At 45.5% G+C, this 19,637-nt stretch carries 17 protein-coding genes; 2 read left to right on the forward strand and 15 right to left on the reverse strand.

What is annotated here, in order from left to right; genetic code table 11:
• Positions 1 to 56: 56 nt before the first annotated feature.
• The gene (locus BW928_RS03205) at positions 57 to 1,472 is read left to right on the forward strand and encodes an anthranilate synthase component I family protein (protein WP_076554798.1); all 1,416 of its coding nucleotides are present in this window, start codon (positions 57 to 59) and stop codon (positions 1,470 to 1,472) included.
• A 139-nt stretch (positions 1,473 to 1,611) separates the two neighbouring features.
• Here BW928_RS03205 and BW928_RS03210 read toward each other — a convergent pair whose 3' ends face one another.
• The 8 genes from BW928_RS03210 to BW928_RS03245 form a co-directional block, all read right to left on the reverse strand.
• Entirely contained in the window at positions 1,612 to 3,399 is a 1,788-nt protein-coding gene (locus tag BW928_RS03210; RefSeq protein ID WP_076554799.1) for an aminopeptidase P family protein, read from the reverse strand.
• A 328-nt stretch (positions 3,400 to 3,727) separates the two neighbouring features.
• Entirely contained in the window at positions 3,728 to 4,045 is a 318-nt protein-coding gene (locus tag BW928_RS11620; protein ID WP_076554800.1) for a hypothetical protein, read from the reverse strand.
• 114 nt (positions 4,046 to 4,159) lie between these two features.
• Positions 4,160 to 5,746: an apolipoprotein N-acyltransferase gene (gene lnt, locus BW928_RS03220; RefSeq protein ID WP_076554801.1), complete on the reverse strand. Its 1,587-nt coding sequence runs from the start codon at positions 5,744 to 5,746 to the stop codon at positions 4,160 to 4,162.
• Between the two features lie 237 nt (positions 5,747 to 5,983).
• Positions 5,984 to 6,289, reverse strand: a complete 306-nt coding sequence (locus BW928_RS03225) for a hypothetical protein (protein ID WP_076554802.1) — start codon at positions 6,287 to 6,289, stop codon at positions 5,984 to 5,986.
• A gap of 170 nt (positions 6,290 to 6,459) precedes the next feature.
• On the reverse strand, positions 6,460 to 9,249 hold the full coding sequence (gene secA / locus BW928_RS03230; protein ID WP_076554803.1) for a preprotein translocase subunit SecA: 2,790 nt from the start codon (positions 9,247 to 9,249) through the stop codon (positions 6,460 to 6,462).
• A 54-nt stretch (positions 9,250 to 9,303) separates the two neighbouring features.
• Complete coding sequence (locus tag BW928_RS03235; protein WP_076554804.1) at positions 9,304 to 9,501, reverse strand: YqaE/Pmp3 family membrane protein; 198 nt, start codon at positions 9,499 to 9,501, stop codon at positions 9,304 to 9,306.
• A gap of 93 nt (positions 9,502 to 9,594) precedes the next feature.
• Positions 9,595 to 10,896 (reverse strand): glutamate-1-semialdehyde 2,1-aminomutase, encoded by a 1,302-nt coding sequence (gene hemL / locus BW928_RS03240; RefSeq protein WP_076554805.1) that lies wholly within the window; start codon positions 10,894 to 10,896, stop codon positions 9,595 to 9,597.
• Positions 10,897 to 10,974: 78 nt separating this feature from the next.
• Positions 10,975 to 11,313: a zinc ribbon domain-containing protein YjdM gene (locus tag BW928_RS03245; RefSeq protein ID WP_076554806.1), complete on the reverse strand. Its 339-nt coding sequence runs from the start codon at positions 11,311 to 11,313 to the stop codon at positions 10,975 to 10,977.
• 197 nt (positions 11,314 to 11,510) lie between these two features.
• On the opposite strand from BW928_RS03245, the gene ygfZ reads away from it, so the two are divergent.
• Positions 11,511 to 12,218 (forward strand): CAF17-like 4Fe-4S cluster assembly/insertion protein YgfZ, encoded by a 708-nt coding sequence (gene ygfZ, locus BW928_RS03250; protein WP_076554807.1) that lies wholly within the window; start codon positions 11,511 to 11,513, stop codon positions 12,216 to 12,218.
• A gap of 42 nt (positions 12,219 to 12,260) precedes the next feature.
• Here ygfZ and BW928_RS03255 read toward each other — a convergent pair whose 3' ends face one another.
• From BW928_RS03255 to recO, 7 genes are all read right to left on the reverse strand, one after another.
• Positions 12,261 to 13,136 (reverse strand): transporter associated domain-containing protein, encoded by an 876-nt coding sequence (locus BW928_RS03255; RefSeq protein ID WP_076554808.1) that lies wholly within the window; start codon positions 13,134 to 13,136, stop codon positions 12,261 to 12,263.
• Positions 13,137 to 13,285: 149 nt separating this feature from the next.
• Positions 13,286 to 13,741 carry a YcgN family cysteine cluster protein gene (locus tag BW928_RS03260; protein WP_076554809.1) on the reverse strand — a complete coding sequence of 152 codons (456 nt, stop codon included), beginning with the start codon at positions 13,739 to 13,741 and terminating at the stop codon, positions 13,286 to 13,288.
• 129 nt (positions 13,742 to 13,870) lie between these two features.
• Complete coding sequence (gene mscL / locus BW928_RS03265) at positions 13,871 to 14,305, reverse strand: large conductance mechanosensitive channel protein MscL (RefSeq protein WP_076554810.1); 435 nt, start codon at positions 14,303 to 14,305, stop codon at positions 13,871 to 13,873.
• Between the two features lie 198 nt (positions 14,306 to 14,503).
• The gene (gene typA, locus BW928_RS03270) at positions 14,504 to 16,348 is read right to left on the reverse strand and encodes a translational GTPase TypA (protein ID WP_076554811.1); all 1,845 of its coding nucleotides are present in this window, start codon (positions 16,346 to 16,348) and stop codon (positions 14,504 to 14,506) included.
• 146 nt (positions 16,349 to 16,494) lie between these two features.
• The gene (locus BW928_RS03275) at positions 16,495 to 17,706 is read right to left on the reverse strand and encodes an OmpA family protein (RefSeq protein ID WP_076554812.1); all 1,212 of its coding nucleotides are present in this window, start codon (positions 17,704 to 17,706) and stop codon (positions 16,495 to 16,497) included.
• A gap of 252 nt (positions 17,707 to 17,958) precedes the next feature.
• Positions 17,959 to 18,693: a pyridoxine 5'-phosphate synthase gene (gene pdxJ / locus BW928_RS03280; RefSeq protein WP_076554813.1), complete on the reverse strand. Its 735-nt coding sequence runs from the start codon at positions 18,691 to 18,693 to the stop codon at positions 17,959 to 17,961.
• A gap of 16 nt (positions 18,694 to 18,709) precedes the next feature.
• Positions 18,710 to 19,498 carry a DNA repair protein RecO gene (gene recO / locus BW928_RS03285; RefSeq protein ID WP_076554814.1) on the reverse strand — a complete coding sequence of 263 codons (789 nt, stop codon included), beginning with the start codon at positions 19,496 to 19,498 and terminating at the stop codon, positions 18,710 to 18,712.
• Positions 19,499 to 19,637 lie beyond the last annotated feature (139 nt).

The raw sequence follows: 19,637 nt of genomic DNA on the forward strand, positions 1-19,637 counted from the left end.
CCACAGTCTGAGGCTGAGTTTGCTCAGTTGGCTCGCTTAAGCTGGTGCAGTCTGTTATGTATAAAGCGTTTTTTTTAAGCCCATTAACCATCGCTGAACTGACAGCGTGCATCAGCCATCATTATCCAACATGGCAAGTGTGCTTTTTGAACAATCAGCACGCACCTGTGATTGGTATTTTGCCAAAAATCAGCTGGCGATTACAGGCACAAGATACAGCACAAGACTTTGTGCTAACTACCGCAAAACGCCATATCTCTGATGATATTGGCTATCAACATGAGCGTACAAATAGCGATTATGCACACTTTTTGACAGTTATTGAAAACTACAGCCAGCAAAATTATCAAGCAACGCCTGCCAGCCCAAATGATGCGATTGTTTATCATGAAGGGCTGATGGGTTTTGTTGGTTATGACATCGCAGCTCATGCACTAAGTCATGACATTGTTGTGGACAATCGCCAACCTGCTGCTTTTTTTGGGCATTATGATATTTATATATCGCCGTGCGTTGGCGGCTTTGAGCTGATTGGTAATGACGCAGATTTGGGTATTTTGCCACAAATTGCCTCGCAGCTTTGTAAGTTGACACGCCAAGACCTGCCTACTGTCACTGCATTAAAACTGACTGCACTGTGGTCCAAGCAAGACTATCTTAATGCCTTTGAGCAAGTCCAACGCTATCTGCACGCAGGTGATGGCTATCAGATAAACCTTACCCAAGTTTGGCAATCAAATACCCCTCATCAGCGTGTGCTTGCCGCACATCTTCCTTATCTGATGGGTATCAGCAATGCCCCTTTTGCTGGGTTTGTTGATTGTGGTGATTTTGAGCTTTTGTCCATCTCTCCTGAATTATTTTTTAGCTTTTATCAACAAGATGATGGCATTCATATCATCACCAAGCCCATCAAAGGTACTCGGCCGCGTGCAACCAACATTCAGCACGACAATCAGCTCAAAACCGAGCTTGCCACCAGCGACAAAGACATTGCCGAAAATTTAATGATTGTTGACTTATTGCGTAACGATCTTGGCAAATATGCCTTCACAGGCAGCGTCAAAACTCCGCACCGCTTCGCCATCGAAAGTTTTCACAATGTTCACCACATGGTCAGCACCATCACCGCCCATCTGCACCCTGACAATCACCCCTTGAGCGTCCTATTTGGCTCTTTGCCTGCTGGTTCCATCACAGGCACTCCCAAAAAACGAGCCTGCCAAATCATCGCCGAGTTAGAGACACTGCCCAGAGGGGCGTATTGTGGTACGCTTGGCTTTATCAATTTTGATGGCACGGGTCGATTTAATGTGCTTATTCGCACCCTGCAAGCCAATGCCAGCTCTGTCAGCGTCTGGGCAGGTGGCGGCATCACGGTGCGTTCTGATGCCTTGAGCGAATATCAAGAATGCTGGGATAAAATCAGCACAATTCTTGACGCCCTCCAGTCTCCCCAAAGTTCATCATAAGACTGCCTGATATAAACTTGCATTGCAAGCATTGGCTTATTTGCCCTAAAATCCATAACCCAAACCTGATGGCTGTGCAGGTGCCAAACAGGCAATAAAAAACACCTTCTTGTCCACAAGAAGGTGTCAATCCAAACCATCACACAGGTTTTGTGCGTTCAATCAGCCACTGCTTGGCATCACCGTCCACACGATCAATCAGCTCATCATGGACACGCTGGTGATACGCATTGAGCCAGTGTTTTTCTGCCTCTGTTAATAGCTCTGGCAAAATCAGACGAGTATCAAATGGGCACAAAGTCAAATCATCAAACTTCAAAAACACCCCAAACTCATTTTCGTACGCCACAGTATGCACCACGCAATTTTCTAAGCGAATGCCCCATTTGCCTTCACGATACAGCCCCGGCTCGTTGGTTGTTACCATGCCACGCTTGAGTACACGCTCGGGCGTTTGTTGGGCAAGTACCGATATCACTTGTGGGTCTTCATGCACATTCATAAAATACCCCACCCCATGCCCTGTGCCATGGCGATAATCCAGACCACGACTCCATAAATGTATGCGTGCCAATGCATCAATATGTGCCGATGGCAAATTTTCTGGGAAATACGCCTGTGCCAAGCCAATATGTGCCTTTAGCACATAGGTTACATCTTGTTTTTGTTCATGGCTGACCTGCCCCACACCTGCCACACGGGTAATGTCGGTTGTGCCGTTGTAATACTGCCCACCCGAATCAATCAGCAGCAAGCCATCACCCTCAATGACACTGTGATTATCCACTGTGGCACTATAATGGACGATGGCACCGTTGGCATTAAACCCTGCGATGGTATTAAAACTTGCTGACACATGGTCTGGCTGACGGCTGCGTGCTTGGTTTAGCATTGTATCAATATCAAGCTCAGTTATCGTCTCGCCTGCTGCAAGTTTTTTCTCAAACTCAGCAAAAAACTCGCACAACGCCGCCCCATCTTGTCGCATTGCCTCGCGAATATGAGCAATGTCCGCCTCGGATTTGATGGATTTTAATAGCGTTGAAGGATTAATACCATGGACAAGCTGTGCTGAATTTAATGTCAGTGTGCCAACCGCCACACGGCTCGGATCTATCAGCAGCACACCCGAAACCTCTGCCAAAGCTGCAGCAGCCGCATCATAATCCGCCACACCAACACCAGCTTGCGTAAGTGTATCAATGATGACATCGGACAGTTTGTCTTGATGCACAAACAAAGTCGCCTTTTGCTCATCAATCAACAAATGCGACAAAAATACAGGGTTAAACTCAACATCCGACCCTCGCAAATTCAATATCCACGCAATATCATCTAGGCTACAAACCAGATGATGGCTCACTCCCTTTTCTGCCATCACCTGACGCACTTTGGCAAGTTTGTCCGTGATACTGGTATCAACAAATTTGTCAGGGTGCTGATAAATCGGCTGCATTGGTAGGCTTGGACGGTCATGCCAAATTTGTGCCAAAATATCAATATCTGTTACCAAAGTGATATTTTTGTCAGCAAAAGCTGCCTGTAACTCTTTGGCGGCACTCACCGACAATACATTGCCATCGATGGCAACTTTTGCACCTTGGGGCAAATGCTCTGCCAAAAATACAGCATAAGTCGGATCAACTTGTATTTTTTTTAGTTCAATGCCTGTGCCAGCAAGCTGCATGGGAGCCTGCACCCAATAACGGCTATCCGTCCACAATCCTGCAAAGTCCTGCAAAACCACCAAAGTCCCCATTGAACCTGTAAAGCCAGACAGCCAGCTACGACCCTGCCAATACTCTGGCAGATATTCTGACATATGCGGATCGGCAGAAGGGATAATCAAAGCATCTACGCCATGCTGTTTCATCAGTTGGCGTGCTTGTTGCAGTCGCTCTAGGCGTACTTGGGCTGAATCAATCATGTCTCGTCCTTAAAATTTACTTGGGTTAAAGCTATCAACTCTTGCTAGTTTAGCACAGAAATCCTAAGCTGATAATAGATATTTTGGTGCCAATGGTATAATTTTCAACCATGATTTGACACCAATTTGGCAACTTTATAAAGTTTCATCATGCAAATAACAATACCATTTGTCAATTATGCCAACCAAGCAAGATATGCCACCAAATTTAACATTAATCACAAACCTTGGTTCTGCGATGACCATCATACCTTGCCACAACTGAATAAATCATAGATACAAAAAAACCAAGCATAGCGGATATGCTTGGTTTTGTAGATATTGCAGATTATTTTTTTGCTTCTGCTGGCTGTGCTGCCGCATCTTCTGCTCCAGCCGCTGCATCAGCCTTTGGCTGTTCGGTTGCTGCCTGTTCTGGCTGGGTGGCTGCTGGCTGCTCGGTCGTGGCTGGCTGTGCCGCTGGGGCTTCGGCTGCTGGCTCGGCAGTCTGTTCTGTAGCTACCTGCTCTTTGGCAGGATGCTCGCCTGCAGGTCGTAACCATGCCGATACCGCAATACCACCAATCATCACAAGCAGTAGTACGATACCAACAAGCGTCATCACCGATTCTTTTACTGGGTTGTTTTCTGAAGCATCATGTGCCATAAATTACCTGCCTAATTTTAACTGGTGTGAAGTTTGAAATAAATTTTCTCTATTATATAACAAATTACTGCTTTTTGTACAATTCCTTCAAAAAATTAAGGGTATTTAGCACAATTAACGATCTGCCACGCCTTTTGCGGTATAAAATTTTTCACGCTTGGCAGTGGTTTTGCTCATCTTGGCAGCAATCATACTAAGCACAATCAGCACAGCCGCCAATACCAAAACAGGATAATATCCCCACAGCATATATGGTGTTTTACCAACAAAACTTGGTACATCGCCACGCAATACGCCCCGCTCAAACTGTGGCAATCTGCTGACAATCCGTCCTTTTTGGTCAATCAGTGCCGTTACTCCATTGTTGGTAGCACGCACAAACCAACGCCCCATCTCAAGAGAACGCATCTGCACCATTTGCAAATGCTGAATCGGCCCTGCCGAAGTGCCAAACCATGCGTCATTGGACACAGTTAATAAAAAATCACTGCCAAGTGCATTGCGGCGAGTGGTATTTGGATAAGCAACTTCATAACAAATCGCCGTGCCAAGTTTCTGCCCATTGGCAACCAATAACGGCTGGGTGGCATCACCACGGCTTAAGCCTGTCATATCCATACCTTCCAAACCTGGCAAAATATTTAATAAGCCACCAAACGGAATATATTCACCAAATGGTACAAGCTGCTGTTTTTGATACACCAGTGGCTGTTTGCCATCAAACAACATGACGCTGTTATACAGCTTTGGCACATCGGCAACATCATCAGGCAGCAAACGGTACACGATACCTGTAATCCATGTGCTGCCAGCAGCATTAGCTTGTGCAGAGATGGTTGCAGTGTCCGCCTCGGCATCATCTTGCAACATAGGGATTGCCGTTTCTGGCCAAATCACCAAATCACGCCCCCATTCAGCCTGCGACAGCCCTGCATAAATCCCCAAGGTCTGCACACCAACGCCCTCACGCCATTTTAAGTCTTGAGGGATATTGCCCTGTACAAGCGAAACGCTGGTGGTTGTGCCTGTTGGCTTGGTCCAAGCAATATCAAGCAGCGAAATAGTCACCGTCAGCAACAACAAAGTCGCCGAAATCACAAAATATCCTGCTTTTTTGCGAATTAACTCAACGCCAGAGGCTGCCAACAGCACCGCCAAAAACGACAGACCAAAGACGCCAAAAATCGGAGCAATGCCATTTAACCAACCAACTTCGGTGAATGCATAACCAACAAACAGCCAAGGAAAACCTGTCAAAAGCCAAGTTTTTAGCCATTCTTGTACGACCCATAATCCTGCAAACGACAGTGGTTGTTTGGCAGTAAAGCGTGCAAAAATCCACGACATCACCGCATGAAACAGTCCCATGATGATTGCCATGATACCAATCAACACAACCGACAGTGTTGGTGAGACATTGCCGTATTGGTTAATGGAAGTGTACAACCAAAATCCACCAACCGCCCAAGTGCCAAAGCCATAAATTTCCCCAAGCCAAAATGCCTGTCTGCTGTTTTTGGCAACGCTCAGCAATGCATACAAAACAGCAGGGGAAAGAACTGCCAAGGGGTATAAATAATACGGTGCCAAAGCAAAGCTAAAAATCGCACCAGCAAATAATGCAATCAAGCACAAAACCACATAAGGAAACTTCGGGCTTGATTGGGTGGATTTTTGGACTGTTTGGAAAATTCGTGTCATGACAATCCGCCATTAAAATATAAGTCTACTACCAATAAATCACATCTAATGATGCACCGATACGCAAGATTATTAATCAAACCAAAACAAATCATTTTAGCATAATTTTTGGCTACTTGCGAAAAACACCGCCTATCGCTAAGCGGTGTTTGGTCAATCTTCATACAATCAAAACAACCATGCAAAGTGTATGTATTTGATGGTATCTGTTAAGGTTTAAATGCCATGCGGTTAAGATTATGGGCCTTCTTGCACTTCTGCATCTTTTGTGGCGGTATCAGCAGTTTCGTCAATTTCTATCACTTCGGCAATTTGCGTCTCTTCGCCTTCTTCTTGTGCCTCAAATGCCTCTGGTACTGCCAGCTCAACCGATTCTGTACTCTCGTCCACCTTTGCCACAATCATCGGCTCGGCAGGTTCGGCAGACATTGGCACTTCTTTTTCTTCGGCAGGTTCGGCGGTGGCTTCTTCGGTTTTTTGGGCACACGCTGTCAGCATCAGCACGCCTGTAAGCATCGCAATTTGCCAAAATGCTTTTTTCATTATTTTGCTCCTTTGTTTTGATAAATATGCAATACGATTATCTGCACATTTATTGGCAAATAAACCGCCTTTAACAAATCAGCCACAAGCCGATGATATAACCAGTATAACACAGTTATTATACACAACTTCAACAAGTTGGTTACAATAACTTACTGCAATCTATACGCTTAGCTTAATTTGCCGTGGCATTGCTTGTATTTTAAGCCAGAACCACAAGGGCATGGTGCATTGCGATTGATATGTTCGGGTATCACCAAGTCATCATCTGCAACCATCGGTTGTGCTTGCTGACTGCCAGCTCCCAAAGATACTGTCATGCGTTGCATGGCTGGTGCTTGTCTTAGCTCAGGGTCTGGTGTCAGACTGCCGTCCAGATTTAGCTCATTATGCTCAAACATCATACGCATCTGCTCAGCCTGCTCGCGGCGTTGTTCCTCAAGTACTGCCAGCTCTTCAGGCGTTGGCACATGAACTCTTGCCAAATCCTGCACCACATCAGATTTTATCGCACCCAGCATGGATTGGAACAGCTCAAACGATTCTCGCTTGTATTCTTGCTCGGGGTTTTTTTGGGCATAGCTACGCAAATGAATGCCCTTGCGTAACTGATCCATCTGGGTCAAATGCTCTTTCCAGTGGCGATCAAGGCTCTGTAGCATAAAATGACGCTCCAGCTGAGCTGCTGCCTCTTCGCCCATTTGCTCACGGCGTGCCTGATAACGGTCAATTGCGGTTTGGATAATTTTTTTACGCAAACCATCTTCGTCCAAACGGCGATCCGCATCAAGCCAATCATTGATCGGCATATAAAAACGAAACGCCTCCTCAATCTCATCTTCCAGCCCATCAATGTTCCATTGATCATCAACCGACCCCGGTGGTACGAATTGATCAATCAAGGCATTGTACACCTCATGGTGCATGGCTTTTAGACTGTCTTGCAAATCAAGATTGGCAAGCAAATCATCACGCTGACTGTAGATAACTTTACGCTGCTCATTGGCAATATCATCATATTTTAATAGGCTTTTGCGAGCGTCAAAATCACGAGCCTCAACCTTGCCCTGTGCCCCTTCAATTGAACGAGATACCATCTTATGTTCAATCGCTTCGTCTTCTTTTAGCCCCATCGCACGGAACATATTGGTAATGCGATCGCCTGCAAAAATACGCATCAAATCATCTTCTAGCGACAAGAAAAAGCGTGATTGACCTGGGTCGCCCTGACGACCTGCGCGCCCGCGTAGCTGGTTATCAATACGGCGAGACTCATGGCGTTCTGAACCAATAATATGCAGACCACCTGCCGCCAAAACCGCCTCGTGTCGCTGTTGCCATGCAGCTTGTGCTTGTGCACGCATCTCATCGCTAACCTCTGGATATTGCTCAAGCTCCGCCTGCCAATTGCCCCCTAGGATAATATCCGTACCACGACCTGCCATGTTGGTGGCAATGGTAACCGCCTTTGGTCTGCCAGCTTGTGCGATAATATCCGCCTCTCGCTCATGCTGTTTGGCATTTAAGACATTGTGCTTGATGCCTTCTTGATTGAGCAAATAAGACAACTCCTCAGAAGCCTCAATGGTTGCAGTACCCACCAGCACAGGTGCACCTTTTTCGGTGATTTGTTTGATTTCACGGATAATACCTTGATATTTACCCAATTTGGTCAAGAAAATCTGATCGTCCATATCAACACGAGCGATTGGACGATGCGTTGGGATAATTACCACATCAAGATTATAGGTGGATTTTAGCTCAGCAGCTTCGGTGTCGGCAGTACCTGTCATGCCAGAGAGCTTGTCATACAGGCGAAAATAATTCTGGAAAGTGGTGGTTGCCATTGTCTGGTTTTCGGCTTGGATTTCCACCCCTTCTTTTGCCTCAACCGCTTGGTGCAAGCCATCAGACCAACGGCGACCCGGCATGGTGCGACCAGTGTTTTCATCAACAATAATCACCTCGCCGTCTTGGACGATATAATGAATGTTTTTGACAAATAAATGATGTGCACGAATCGCCGCTTGTGCATGAGCCAGCAAAGGCAGACGAGCAGGACTGTATAGGCTTTCATTTTCGCCAAGCTCGCCAACTTCTATTAAGAATTTCTCAATCTTCTCATAGCCTTTTTCGCTGATTTCAATGGTGCGGTTTTTTTCGTCAATCCAAAAATCACCTTCGCGGTTTTCTTTGTTCGCCTCTTCGTCCTGCGAACGCACCAGTCGCTCAACAATCTTATCAATCAGTGCATACAGATGGGCAGAATCCTCAGCTTGACCTGAGATAATCAGTGGCGTGCGAGCCTCATCGATTAAAATAGAGTCAATCTCATCAATGATACAGTAGTTCAGTGGTCGTTGCTTTTTTTCAGATAAGCTAAACACCATATTATCACGAAGATAATCAAAACCATACTCATTGTTGGTGCCATAAGTAATGTCAGCACGATAAGCGGCAAATTTTTCTTGGGGCATTTGCTGGCTATAAATCACCCCCACAGTCAAGCCCAAGAACTCAAACAAGGGACGGTTTAGCTCGGCATCACGCCCTGCCAGATAATCATTGACAGTAACGACATGCACGCCCTTGCCACTGATGGCGTTAAGATAAATCGCCAGCGTCGCCATCAAGGTCTTACCCTCGCCTGTTTTCATTTCGGCGATTTTGCCCTCATGCAATGTCATGCCACCGATAAGCTGCACATCATAATGACGCATGCCATTGACACGCTTTGATGCCTCACGACAAACCGCAAAAGCCTCTGGCAAGATGCTATCTAAGTCCTCTCCGCCATTATAACGACTCTTAAACTCTTCGGTTTTTTGACGCAACTGTTCATCAGACAGTGTCTGAATGCTCGGCTCAAAGGCGTTGATTTTATCAACCACCTTACGCATTCGCTTAAGTTCTCGTTCGTTTTTTGTACCGATGATTGTGCTGACAATTTTTGTAAACATACTAAATTTTCCGTAAAATGGAAATTATCCATGATAAAACTAGCAAAATACCGCTTATTGCTGGTGCATTTTTTGTAACTTCTTGAGTTTTTGGTCAGTTTTATATTGACTTAACGCATACACCGACCAAATGGTTGCTGGCAACCAGCCAACCAATGTCATCTGTAAAATCAAACAAATCACACCCGAAATTGGACGACCAATGGTAAAAAACTGCAACCAAGGCAACAAAAATGCCAACAATAAACGCATAAATAATCTCTGTGTTCAATTTAATTTTAATAACAGACCCTTTATCAGTTATAAGGGTCTTTGTAACAAAATCAAGTCGCCGACTGTACAGGCTTATAATTTGGCAAAGGCTCGCGTGGCAGCAGCAATGGTGCGATCCAAATCCTCATAGCTGTGTGCCGATGACATAAATGCCGCCTCAAATGCCGATGGTGCCAAATATACGCCTTCATCAAGCATAGCGTGGAAAAATTTGGCGAATTTTTTGGCATCGCAATTTGCTGCCACTTCATTGAAGTTCTGTGGTAATGACTCGGCAAAGAATAGCCCAAACATACCGCCTACCGAACAAGTCTGCAATGCCACGCCTTGTTTGGCTGCAGCTTTTGTTAGTCCATCTAATAAATATTGGGTTTTTTTGCTTAATTCATCATAAAAACCATCAACAAGCAACTCATCAAACATCGCCTTGCCAGCACGCATTGCCAGCGGATTACCAGACAAAGTTCCTGCCTGATACACACCGCCCGTTGGTGCGATATGCTCCATAATCTCTCGCTTGCCGCCAAACGCCCCAACAGGCAGTCCTGCACCGATAATCTTACCAAATGTCGTCAAATCAGGCGTGATGCCAAAATACGCCTGTGCCCCACCGAGCCCAACACGAAATCCTGTCATCACCTCATCAAAAATCAGCACCACGCCATGCTTGGTGCAAAGCTCTCGCAGCGTTTCGTGGAATTGCTTGCTTGGGATAATCATGTTCATATTGCCAGCAATCGGCTCTAAAATCACACAAGCCAGCGAGTCGCCAAAACGCTCAAAACACGCCTGCAATGCCTCAATATCATTATATGGCAAGGTCAAAGTATGTTTGGCAAAATCCGCTGGCACGCCTTTGGAAGTCGGCTCGCCAATGTCCAGCATGCCTGAACCTGCCTTGACAAGCAGGCTATCGGAATGCCCGTGATAACAGCCCTCAAACTTGACAATCTTATCACGCCCTGTATAACCTCTTGCCAAGCGAATTGCCGACATGGTTGCCTCTGTGCCTGATGACACCATGCGTATCAGCTCAATGCTTGGGATAATTTGAGCAATCAAATCTGCCATCGTGGTTTCGGACGGCGTTGGTGCACCAAATGACAAACCGTCCTCTGCGGCAGCCTTCACCGCATCAATAACCGCATCATGAGCATGACCCAAAATCATCGGCCCCCATGAGCCAACATAATCAATATAGGGCTTGTCTTGGGTATCGTAGATATATGCACCTTTGGCACGAGCAACAAAGACAGGCACACCGCCCACCCCTGCAAAGGCACGCACAGGCGAATTAACACCCCCTGCGATATGGCGTTTGGCTTGTGCAAATAGCTGCTCATTGATTGTATTGGTATGCACAGATTGGCTCATGTTTTGCTCTTTTTAACTAATTGTAATCTTTGACGACCAACCACACAAGATGGATTTGTCGCCGTGTTGCATGAGAATTTAGGCTTTTTTGACAACGCTGGATTTGAGTTTCATTGCCCCAAAGCCGTCAATTTTGCAATCAATATCATGGTCATCTGGTGCATCATAAATCAAGCGAATTGATTTAACCTTTGTGCCAACCTTGATTGGCGTACTTGACCCTTTGACTTTTAAATCCTTAATAACAGTTACCGCATCGCCATCAGCAAGTACATTGCCAACAGCATCTTTAATCACAGGCAACTCATCAGAAACCTCGCCGTCTTGCCACTCATGACTGCACATGGGGCAAATAAATAATGCACCATCAACATAAGTATAATCTTCGCTGCACTTGGGGCAAATTGGCAAACTCATAACACACCTGCTACTGTTGTATTAACTTGGGGAAATTTGTCGCCTATTGTAACCGATTTTGACCAAAAATTGTTGCACGCTTTGGCTTTTCGTACAAAATTTTAACACTTTTTGATAAAATTCCCCTATAATGACCTATCAAAACACGATGGCAGACGCTCCATCTGACAAAATTAAGCAAATTCCAAGAGAAACCGATGAGTGATTTTTGTTATTTTAGCCTGACAGGCAACGATGGCGAAAAATTTTTGCAAGACCAAGTTACCGCCGATGTCCAAAAACTCAGCCCCTTGTTTACACCCACGGCAATTTGTAATTTGGCAGGGCGAGTGCAATTTGGTCTATGGCTACAAAAACTTGATGCTGGCTTTGGTATCGTAATCAGTGCCGATTTGGCAACGCAATTTGCCAATCATATCAAAAAATACGGTGCATTTTCTAGGATTGAACTATCGCAGCCTACACCCATTTATCCTTGTATTTTGCAGGATATGCCAAGTTTTGCCGCTATTGATCATCAGCAACAAAATGACTGGCGAAAGCTAAGCATTGCTCAGGGCAACTATTGGCTAAGCCAAGCCACCAGCGAGATTTTTCAGCCTCAAGAATTGCGACTGCACCAACAAGGCGGTGTGGCGTATGACAAAGGCTGCTATCTGGGGCAAGAAGTGGTTGCACGCTTGTACTTTAAATCCAAGCCAAAGGCCTACTTGCACCGTGTGGCAGGCAAGGGAGCAGTGCCACAAGCGGGTGATAAATTGGACAAAATCACCATCGTCAATGCGATAGCAACCCAGATGGGCTATGAGGCATTGGTTGTGGCACGACCAGAGGATATTTTGGCAAGCTCGCTGGCAGTTTTACCACTGCCCGAAGCACTACAGGCTGATGTTGGACGGGAATAATTAAAATAAAACAGGTTCATGCAGAACCTGTTTTTTTAAGTGTTAATCATCATGCGTTTCGCTTTGTGGCATTAAAACCAGCTCTAGCAGGTGAATAAACCTGCCCTCAACATCAACCACCGTGATTTGCCAGTCGTCAATTTGCACCACTTCGCCCTCAAGTCGCCCAACAGAGCCCAATGCTTGCATGACCAAGCCACCCATCGTATCAACATCAGCATCATCAAAATGACTGCCCAAGATTTCGTTGCAATCACTAATCAAAGTTGAGGCTTGCACCAACCAAACGCCCGCCTTGTCAGGGTGCGGTATGATATTGTTAATGTCGCTATCTTCATCAATATCGTCATGCTCATCGACAATATCGCCAACGATTTCTTCAAGCAAATCCTCCATCGTGACCACACCAGAGACCGAGCCAAATTCATCAACCACGATCGCCATATGCACTTGGGCTTTTTGCAGTGAGCGAAGCAATGTATCAGAGCGAGCCGTTTCACTAATATACAGTGGCTTGCGGACAATGTCTGCAAGTTTTAAGGGTGTATCTTCGCCATCGGCTTTTGATTTTAGCAATGGAATTAAGTCCTTGACAAGCAAAATCCCCACGACGGCATTATCGTCCAAACTGTCAAACACAGGATAACGGGAATGCTCAGTCTTCAGCACCACCGACAAAATATCAGCCAAATCATCATCGCTTGCCACAGCGTGTACTTGAGGGCGTGGTGTCATAATCTCACGCACTTGGGTGGCAGGCAAATCAAGCACCCCCTCCAACATATCCACCGTGTCAGGCTCCAAAAATTGACGCGAATCCTGCACCAATTTTAACAAATCATCTCGGGTCTCTGGTGCTGTTGATAGCCACCTTTTTAACCCACGCATTGACCAACTGCTCGAACCGTCATCAGACATAACAAGTGTAATTTAACCTCGCATTATCAATAAGGCACATTGCCGATTTTGTACAATGTAACGCATTGATGGTAATTATTCAAGAGATTTTATTCATCTGGGTCAAAATTATTGCTTTTCTTGGCATTGCCTCACGGTGATTTGTTTGGCTAAATTTTCACCCATCGCACCACCCTTTCTTCAATCGCGGCTTCATCAAATTCCAACTCGCTGACACAGCGACCAGCGACAGAGTATTTGGCAAACTGTGCTTGATGCTGCGTTGTACCATGCAGCAATCTATGCCAACTGGGCAATTTTTGTCCCAAATACAAGCGCTTATAGGCACAATGGCGGGGCAACCACAGCATCTGTGGCAACATATCTGCCGTCAAGCGGATACAGTCTGGTACGACACTTTGGCGGTTTGGATAATTACTGCACTGCCCTGTCTGACAATCAAGCAACTGGCAAGCAACATCTGTATATTCGGTAAACTGCACTTGCTCATCGTCCAAAAATTTTACCAAACAACACACGCCACAACCATCGCACAACGCTTCCCATTCGTCATCAAAAAGCTCATGCAGTGGGTATTTTTCCCAAAATTTTGGACGCATTTTCATATTGTTAAGCTCGTCTTGGGCATTTTACCAACACCATTGTTCATGATAATCCTGCACAAATCTTGGCACAAACCAACCATCAATGCCCACAATCAAAAACCCCTGATACCGCAGCATCAAGGGTTTGGGTTATTTGCGTTCGCCCAGTTTGGCACTGATTTCACGCAACAGCAGCACTTCTTCTGATGGCTCTTCGGGTGCTGCTGGCTCTTCTGATTTGCGGCGTAGATGATTCATGCCTTTTACCATCATAAAGATAATAAACGCCAAAATGATAAAATTAATCACCACAGTGATAAAACTACCATAGGCAAGCATTGGTGCACCTGCTTCTTTTAGTGCGTCATAAGTGGCTGGTACGCCTGCTGGTGCATCGCCCAACAAAATGTACATATTTTTAAAGTCAAGCTCGCCGCCCATGATAAACGATACGATTGGCATAATTACATCTTCAACCAAAGAAGTTGTGATTTTGCCAAATGCCGCACCAATAATGACACCGACTGCCAAATCCATTACATTGCCTTTTAGGGCAAACTCTTTAAACTCTTGAATCATGCTCATGATAATCACTCGATTTGTTTGATAATAAAAAGACCCAATCCTTGTCAGACTGGGTATGGCGTCCAGACCAGCACGCCATAAATTTTGCGTAATTTTAGCACAGCTTTGTCAATCAACTGTAGCATTTGATAGCAAGTGTGTAAACTATTGTTAATTAATCTTAATCAATTAACGCTACCCACTTGCCATCAGATTGTCTTAGTCTTTTTTACGACCAAAACGCTTGCGTTCATTCTCGGTCAGATAACGCTTGCGAATACGGATTGACTTTGGCGTTACCTCAACCAACTCGTCATCTTCAATAAATTCCAGTGCCTGCTCAAGCGTGTATTCCAACGCAGGTGTCAGGATAATGGCATCATCAGAGCCACTGGCACGGATATTGGTCAGCTGTTTGGCTTTGGTTGGATTGACCACCATGTCATCAGAACGAGAATTAATCCCGATAATCATGCCCTCATAAACCTCAAGCTGTGGCTTGGCAAACAAGCGGCCACGCTCCTGCAAACTAAACAAAGCATAGGCAAGGCAAGTACCTGTTACCATGGATACCAGCACGCCATTTTGTCGCTTGGCAACTGTGCCTTCTTTGGCGGCACCATAATGGCTAAAACTTGAGGTCATGATGCCTGTGCCTGAAGTCATCGTTAAAAATGCTGAACGAAAACCAATCAGCCCACGAGAAGGAACGGTTGCTTCGATGCGGATACGACCCTTGCCATCGACCTCCATATTGGTCAAATCACCCTTGCGGTTGCCCATCTCTTGCATTACCGCCCCTTGGTGCTGCTCTTCAACATCAAAGGTAACATTTTCATAAGGCTCGCACATCACGCCGTCAATCTCTTTCATGATGACCTGAGGACGAGACACGCCCAGCTCAAAGCCTTCTCGACGCATATTCTCAATCAACACTGACAAATGCAGCTCACCACGACCAGAGACTTTGAATTTCTCTGGGCTGTCGGTATCTTCGACACGCAATGCCACATTATGAATCAGCTCACGATCAAGGCGTTCGCGAATGTTGCGTGAGGTAACAAACTTACCTTCTTTGCCCGCAAATGGCGAATCATTGACCTGAAAAGTCATCGATACCGTTGGCTCATCAACCGACAAGGCTGGCAACGCCTCAACATGGGCAGGGTCGCAGATGGTATCTGAAATATTCAGTGCGTCAATTCCAGTAATGCACACGATATCGCCTGCTTGTGCCGAATCAACATCAATCCGCTCCAAGCCATGATAGCCCATGATTTTTAGAATTCTGCCATTACGCTTGTTGCCATCTTTGTCAATCACGGTAACAGGCGTGTTGGTTTTTACCGAGCCTCGCTGAATGCGTCCAACTCCAATAACACCAACAAAGCTGTTATAATCTAGGCTTGAGATTTGCATTTGGAATGGCCCATCAACATCAACCTTAGGCGGTTCAACGATATCAACAATCGTCTCAAATAACGGGGTCATATCATCTGCCAAAGCGTCAGGCTCTAGCCCTGCAATGCCGTTAATTCCTGATGCGTAAACAATCGGAAAATCCAGCTGCTCATCGGTTGCATCTAGGCTGTCAAACAAATCAAATACCTGATCAATCACCCAGTCAGCACGGGCTGCTGGCTTGTCAATTTTGTTAATCACCACAATGGGTTTTAGCCCTCGTGCGAATGCCTTTTGGGTTACAAAGCGAGTTTGTGGCATTGGGCCTTCTTGGCTATCAACCAACAACAAGACACAATCAACCATTGACATCACACGCTCAACTTCACCACCAAAGTCAGCATGGCCCGGTGTATCGACAATGTTAATGCGGTATTCGGTATTACTGCGTTTGTCCGTCCATTTAATGGCTGTGTTTTTTGCCAAAATGGTGATGCCTCGCTCACTTTCTAATGCGTTTGAATCCATCACTCGTTCGATTTCGCCCGAACGGTCGCCCAATGCACCCGATTGTTGTAATAATTTATCCACCAAAGTGGTTTTGCCGTGGTCAACGTGAGCAATGATTGCGATATTACGCAAGTGCTTGATGTCATTTGCCATAAATACTCATTAATTCATAAAGATAGAAAAATAAAAAACCGCCCATTATACCACATTGCCAGCTATTATTAAAGTCAGCTTGCTTAAGTTTATGTACAAAAAAGCCACCCCAGTGGAGTGGCTTTTGAACTAACCAAAGCTAAGTATTATTGTACTACCATGTCTTTGGTTTGGTTCACAGTGGTAGTCTTAGTACCAGTGATAACCGCTTCTACGCGACGGTTCATTGCACGACCTTCAGCAGTGTCGTTTGGAGCGATTGGGCGGTCAAAGCCATAACCAACAGCATTTAGGCGAGTTGGAGCAACGCCAAATTCGTTAGTTAGCATAGACTTCACAGCGTTCGCACGAGCTTCAGATAGACGCTGGTTGTAGCGTGCATTTGAGCGAGCAGATTCGCGAGATGCGTGGCCTTCGATTACAGCAGTTGCGTTCGGGAATTCACGCATTTGTGCAGCAACTTTTGCAACTTCTTCACGATATTGTGGCTTGATTGCTGACTTGTCATAATCAAAGAATACACGCAATTCTTGACGCAATTCTTCTACCAAGTTTACTTGTACTGGGCAGCCACGAGCATCAACAACAGTATTAGCTTCGGTGCCTGGGCAAGCGTCTAGATGATCTGGCACACCATCACGGTCAGTATCAACGATACGATCTTCAACAACAACAGCTGCTGGCTTAACAGGAGCTACTGGCTCTTGTACTGGGGCTACTGGTACTACAGGTGCCAAGCGACCACCTAGAGTTACCTCTAGACCTGCCAAAGCAAGACCTTCCCACCAGTCGTTGTCAAAGTTGTGAATACCACGAACTTCACCACGAAGTGCCAATGCATCATTTACCAAGTAACGAGCACCTAGACCGATGTTACCGATGGTGTCTTTTGACTCATCAAGCTCTTGACCGCTTGCTTTGTCTTCGATTTTGATTTTTGATTGGCCAGCACCAACCAATACATAAGGCTTGAACTTAGTTGCTGGGTTGTAGCCAGTGAACTGCTCTGTGCCGATCAAGAAGTTACCGCTGATGGTTTGTTGCTTAGCATCAGCTTCAGCACCTGAAACCTCTCTGTCATTAACAACAACTGTTGTATCAGTATTTGCTACGCCGTATTCAACTTGGAACTGAGTTGATGGGGTTAGTTCTAGACCAAGAGCTGCACCAGTCCACAGACCGCTGTCTAATGATTCACCATTTTTTTCATCAACACCAAAAAGTTTGCGTTGTGCATCTTCAGCTGAATCAGTGTAATGATAGCCTAGCAATAGTGGGCTAACGGTAACACCTGCTTGAGCAGCAACTGGTGCTGCAACAGCAGCAATCACTGCAAGAGCGATTTTATTAAATTTCATAAATTCCTCCAAGGAGTGGTTGGTTTTTAAAGATTACCATGCGTATTGTAGCATAGCCAGCCAGTTTCTGACAATAATCTGTTACAATTTTTTTATGATTATCAGCATGATTGGTGATAAACCCTACTGGCTGATTGATTTATGGGTGTAGCTTAACTGCAAAACTTAGCAATGGCAACTACTTTTTGTGAAAAACTACATAACCATTACACAAAAATCATATTTGTTTACAATTTTTTGGTTGCTGAACGCTTAAGTTGCCGAAAATGCCGCTTTCATCGCCTGCACTGCCTTCTCCAGACCCATAAAAACAGCGTCAGCAATCAAGGCATGGCCAATATTTAGCTCATGAATTCCCTCAATCTGTGCGATAGCAGCCACATTATCACGAGTCAGCCCATGCCCTGCATTAATAAGCAGGTTGCTGCTACTGCGTGCGTATGCCACCGCCTGTTTAATACGCCAAAGTTCAAAAGCTGTCTTGGCAGTATCATTTGCCAAAGTTGCGTGTGCATAGCTGCCTGTATGCAATTCGATAGCGTCCGCTCCCAGTGCCATCGCTGCATCAATCTGTGGCAGATCAGGGTCAATGAACAACGACACTTGTATGCCTGCTTGTTGCAACTTGGCAACAAAAGCTGGCAAATCGGGCAAATTGACCACATCAAGCCCGCCTTCAGTGGTTAGCTCTTGGCGTTTTTCTGGTACAAGACAAACCCAAGCAGGATGCACTTTTAAGGCTATTGCCAACATTTCATCAGTAACCGCCATCTCAAGGTTCATGCGTGTGGTGAGCTTGTCTGCCATTTGATAAACATCATCATCTCGAATATGGCGACGATCCTCACGCAAATGCAAAGTAATGCCCGCTGCCCCAGCTTGCTCGCAAATCAATGCTGCTTCCACAGGGCAAGGATAATCCACACCTCGTGCATTTCGCAAAGTGGCAACATGGTCAATATTCACGCCTAATAATGGTATGTTCATAAAATTCTCCACTTGCTTATTTTTCAGCCAAATAGCGTATGCTTTGTTGCCATAAGGTTCGGCTGTGCAGTGGTTGATAGTCCAACAAAAAGTCCACCAACTGCTTTTGAATTTGGCTGAATTGATCCAAATACGCCACCGAAGTCTCGTCAGACAAGCTGTCTGCCATTTGTATAATTTCTTTGCCAGCAAATCTTGCACGGCTGATTTTGGCATTTTGGCGAACGCCCTCAAGCACCGATACCTTGTCAGGCACAAAGCCCATCTGAGGGACGAATCGATACCACTGCTCAGCACAGATCGGCTCTGCCAAATAATCATTAATAAAATCAATCGCCACGCCAAGCTCAGCAAATAACACTCGCTCAAAACCACGCAAATATACCCGCATTGCTTGCAATTCTTCGGCAACAGGCAGACCCATGGCATCTAGGGCGTATAATTTGACAGCGGTATTATGGTATGCCTGCCATAACGCTGGACAGGGATTTTCTATCGCCAATAACTTATACAACACTTCATTAAGATAAAGCAGTGCATACTGCACGCGACCTTTGGGTATCTTGGTAAAACTTGGAGCCGTTATTGCATCAAAAGAGGCAGCAAAACCCAGCGTCAATTGCCCAAAACTTTTGAGCGTGCGTGTGCCAGTTGCCATCAGACAGATTGGCACAAACAGCGGCATGGCTCGTACGCCCACGCCATGCACCACCCCATGCTCATAAGAAAAAAACCGATAAATCGCTCGCTTTTCTTGGTAAGCCTTGGCGTGCAGAATATAACCATTAAGCAAAGATTGTTTCATTGTCTAAGGCTTGGAGTTGCTCAAATAAACTGGCATGGCACATAATGTGTACACGCTAAGCCACCACTGACATTATCTAGCTTTGTATTCTTTTGCTAAAAGTGCAGCAATTATCACAAATTATTGCAAGCAGTAAATT

Origin of the sequence: Moraxella cuniculi DSM 21768, from assembly GCF_900156515.1 — a bacterium.
Lineage (GTDB): Bacteria > Pseudomonadota > Gammaproteobacteria > Pseudomonadales > Moraxellaceae > Moraxella > Moraxella cuniculi.

Coding starts and splice junctions, on each gene's coding strand:
- secA (WP_076554803.1), bottom strand. CDS start 9,249: ATGTTTACAAAAATTGTCAGCACAATCATCGGTACAAAAAACGAACGA.
- BW928_RS03235 (WP_076554804.1), bottom strand. CDS start 9,501: ATGCGTTTATTGTTGGCATTTTTGTTGCCTTGGTTGCAGTTTTTTACC.
- pdxJ (WP_076554813.1), bottom strand. CDS start 18,693: ATGAACATACCATTATTAGGCGTGAATATTGACCATGTTGCCACTTTG.
- ygfZ (WP_076554807.1), top strand. CDS start 11,511: ATGAGTGATTTTTGTTATTTTAGCCTGACAGGCAACGATGGCGAAAAA.
- BW928_RS03245 (WP_076554806.1), bottom strand. CDS start 11,313: ATGAGTTTGCCAATTTGCCCCAAGTGCAGCGAAGATTATACTTATGTT.
- BW928_RS11620 (WP_076554800.1), bottom strand. CDS start 4,045: ATGGCACATGATGCTTCAGAAAACAACCCAGTAAAAGAATCGGTGATG.
- BW928_RS03205 (WP_076554798.1), top strand. CDS start 57: ATGTATAAAGCGTTTTTTTTAAGCCCATTAACCATCGCTGAACTGACA.
- BW928_RS03255 (WP_076554808.1), bottom strand. CDS start 13,136: ATGTCTGATGACGGTTCGAGCAGTTGGTCAATGCGTGGGTTAAAAAGG.
- BW928_RS03260 (WP_076554809.1), bottom strand. CDS start 13,741: ATGAAAATGCGTCCAAAATTTTGGGAAAAATACCCACTGCATGAGCTT.
- mscL (WP_076554810.1), bottom strand. CDS start 14,305: ATGAGCATGATTCAAGAGTTTAAAGAGTTTGCCCTAAAAGGCAATGTA.
- recO (WP_076554814.1), bottom strand. CDS start 19,498: ATGAAACAATCTTTGCTTAATGGTTATATTCTGCACGCCAAGGCTTAC.
- typA (WP_076554811.1), bottom strand. CDS start 16,348: ATGGCAAATGACATCAAGCACTTGCGTAATATCGCAATCATTGCTCAC.
- lnt (WP_076554801.1), bottom strand. CDS start 5,746: ATGACACGAATTTTCCAAACAGTCCAAAAATCCACCCAATCAAGCCCG.
- hemL (WP_076554805.1), bottom strand. CDS start 10,896: ATGAGCCAATCTGTGCATACCAATACAATCAATGAGCAGCTATTTGCA.
- BW928_RS03210 (WP_076554799.1), bottom strand. CDS start 3,399: ATGATTGATTCAGCCCAAGTACGCCTAGAGCGACTGCAACAAGCACGC.
- BW928_RS03225 (WP_076554802.1), bottom strand. CDS start 6,289: ATGAAAAAAGCATTTTGGCAAATTGCGATGCTTACAGGCGTGCTGATG.
- BW928_RS03275 (WP_076554812.1), bottom strand. CDS start 17,706: ATGAAATTTAATAAAATCGCTCTTGCAGTGATTGCTGCTGTTGCAGCA.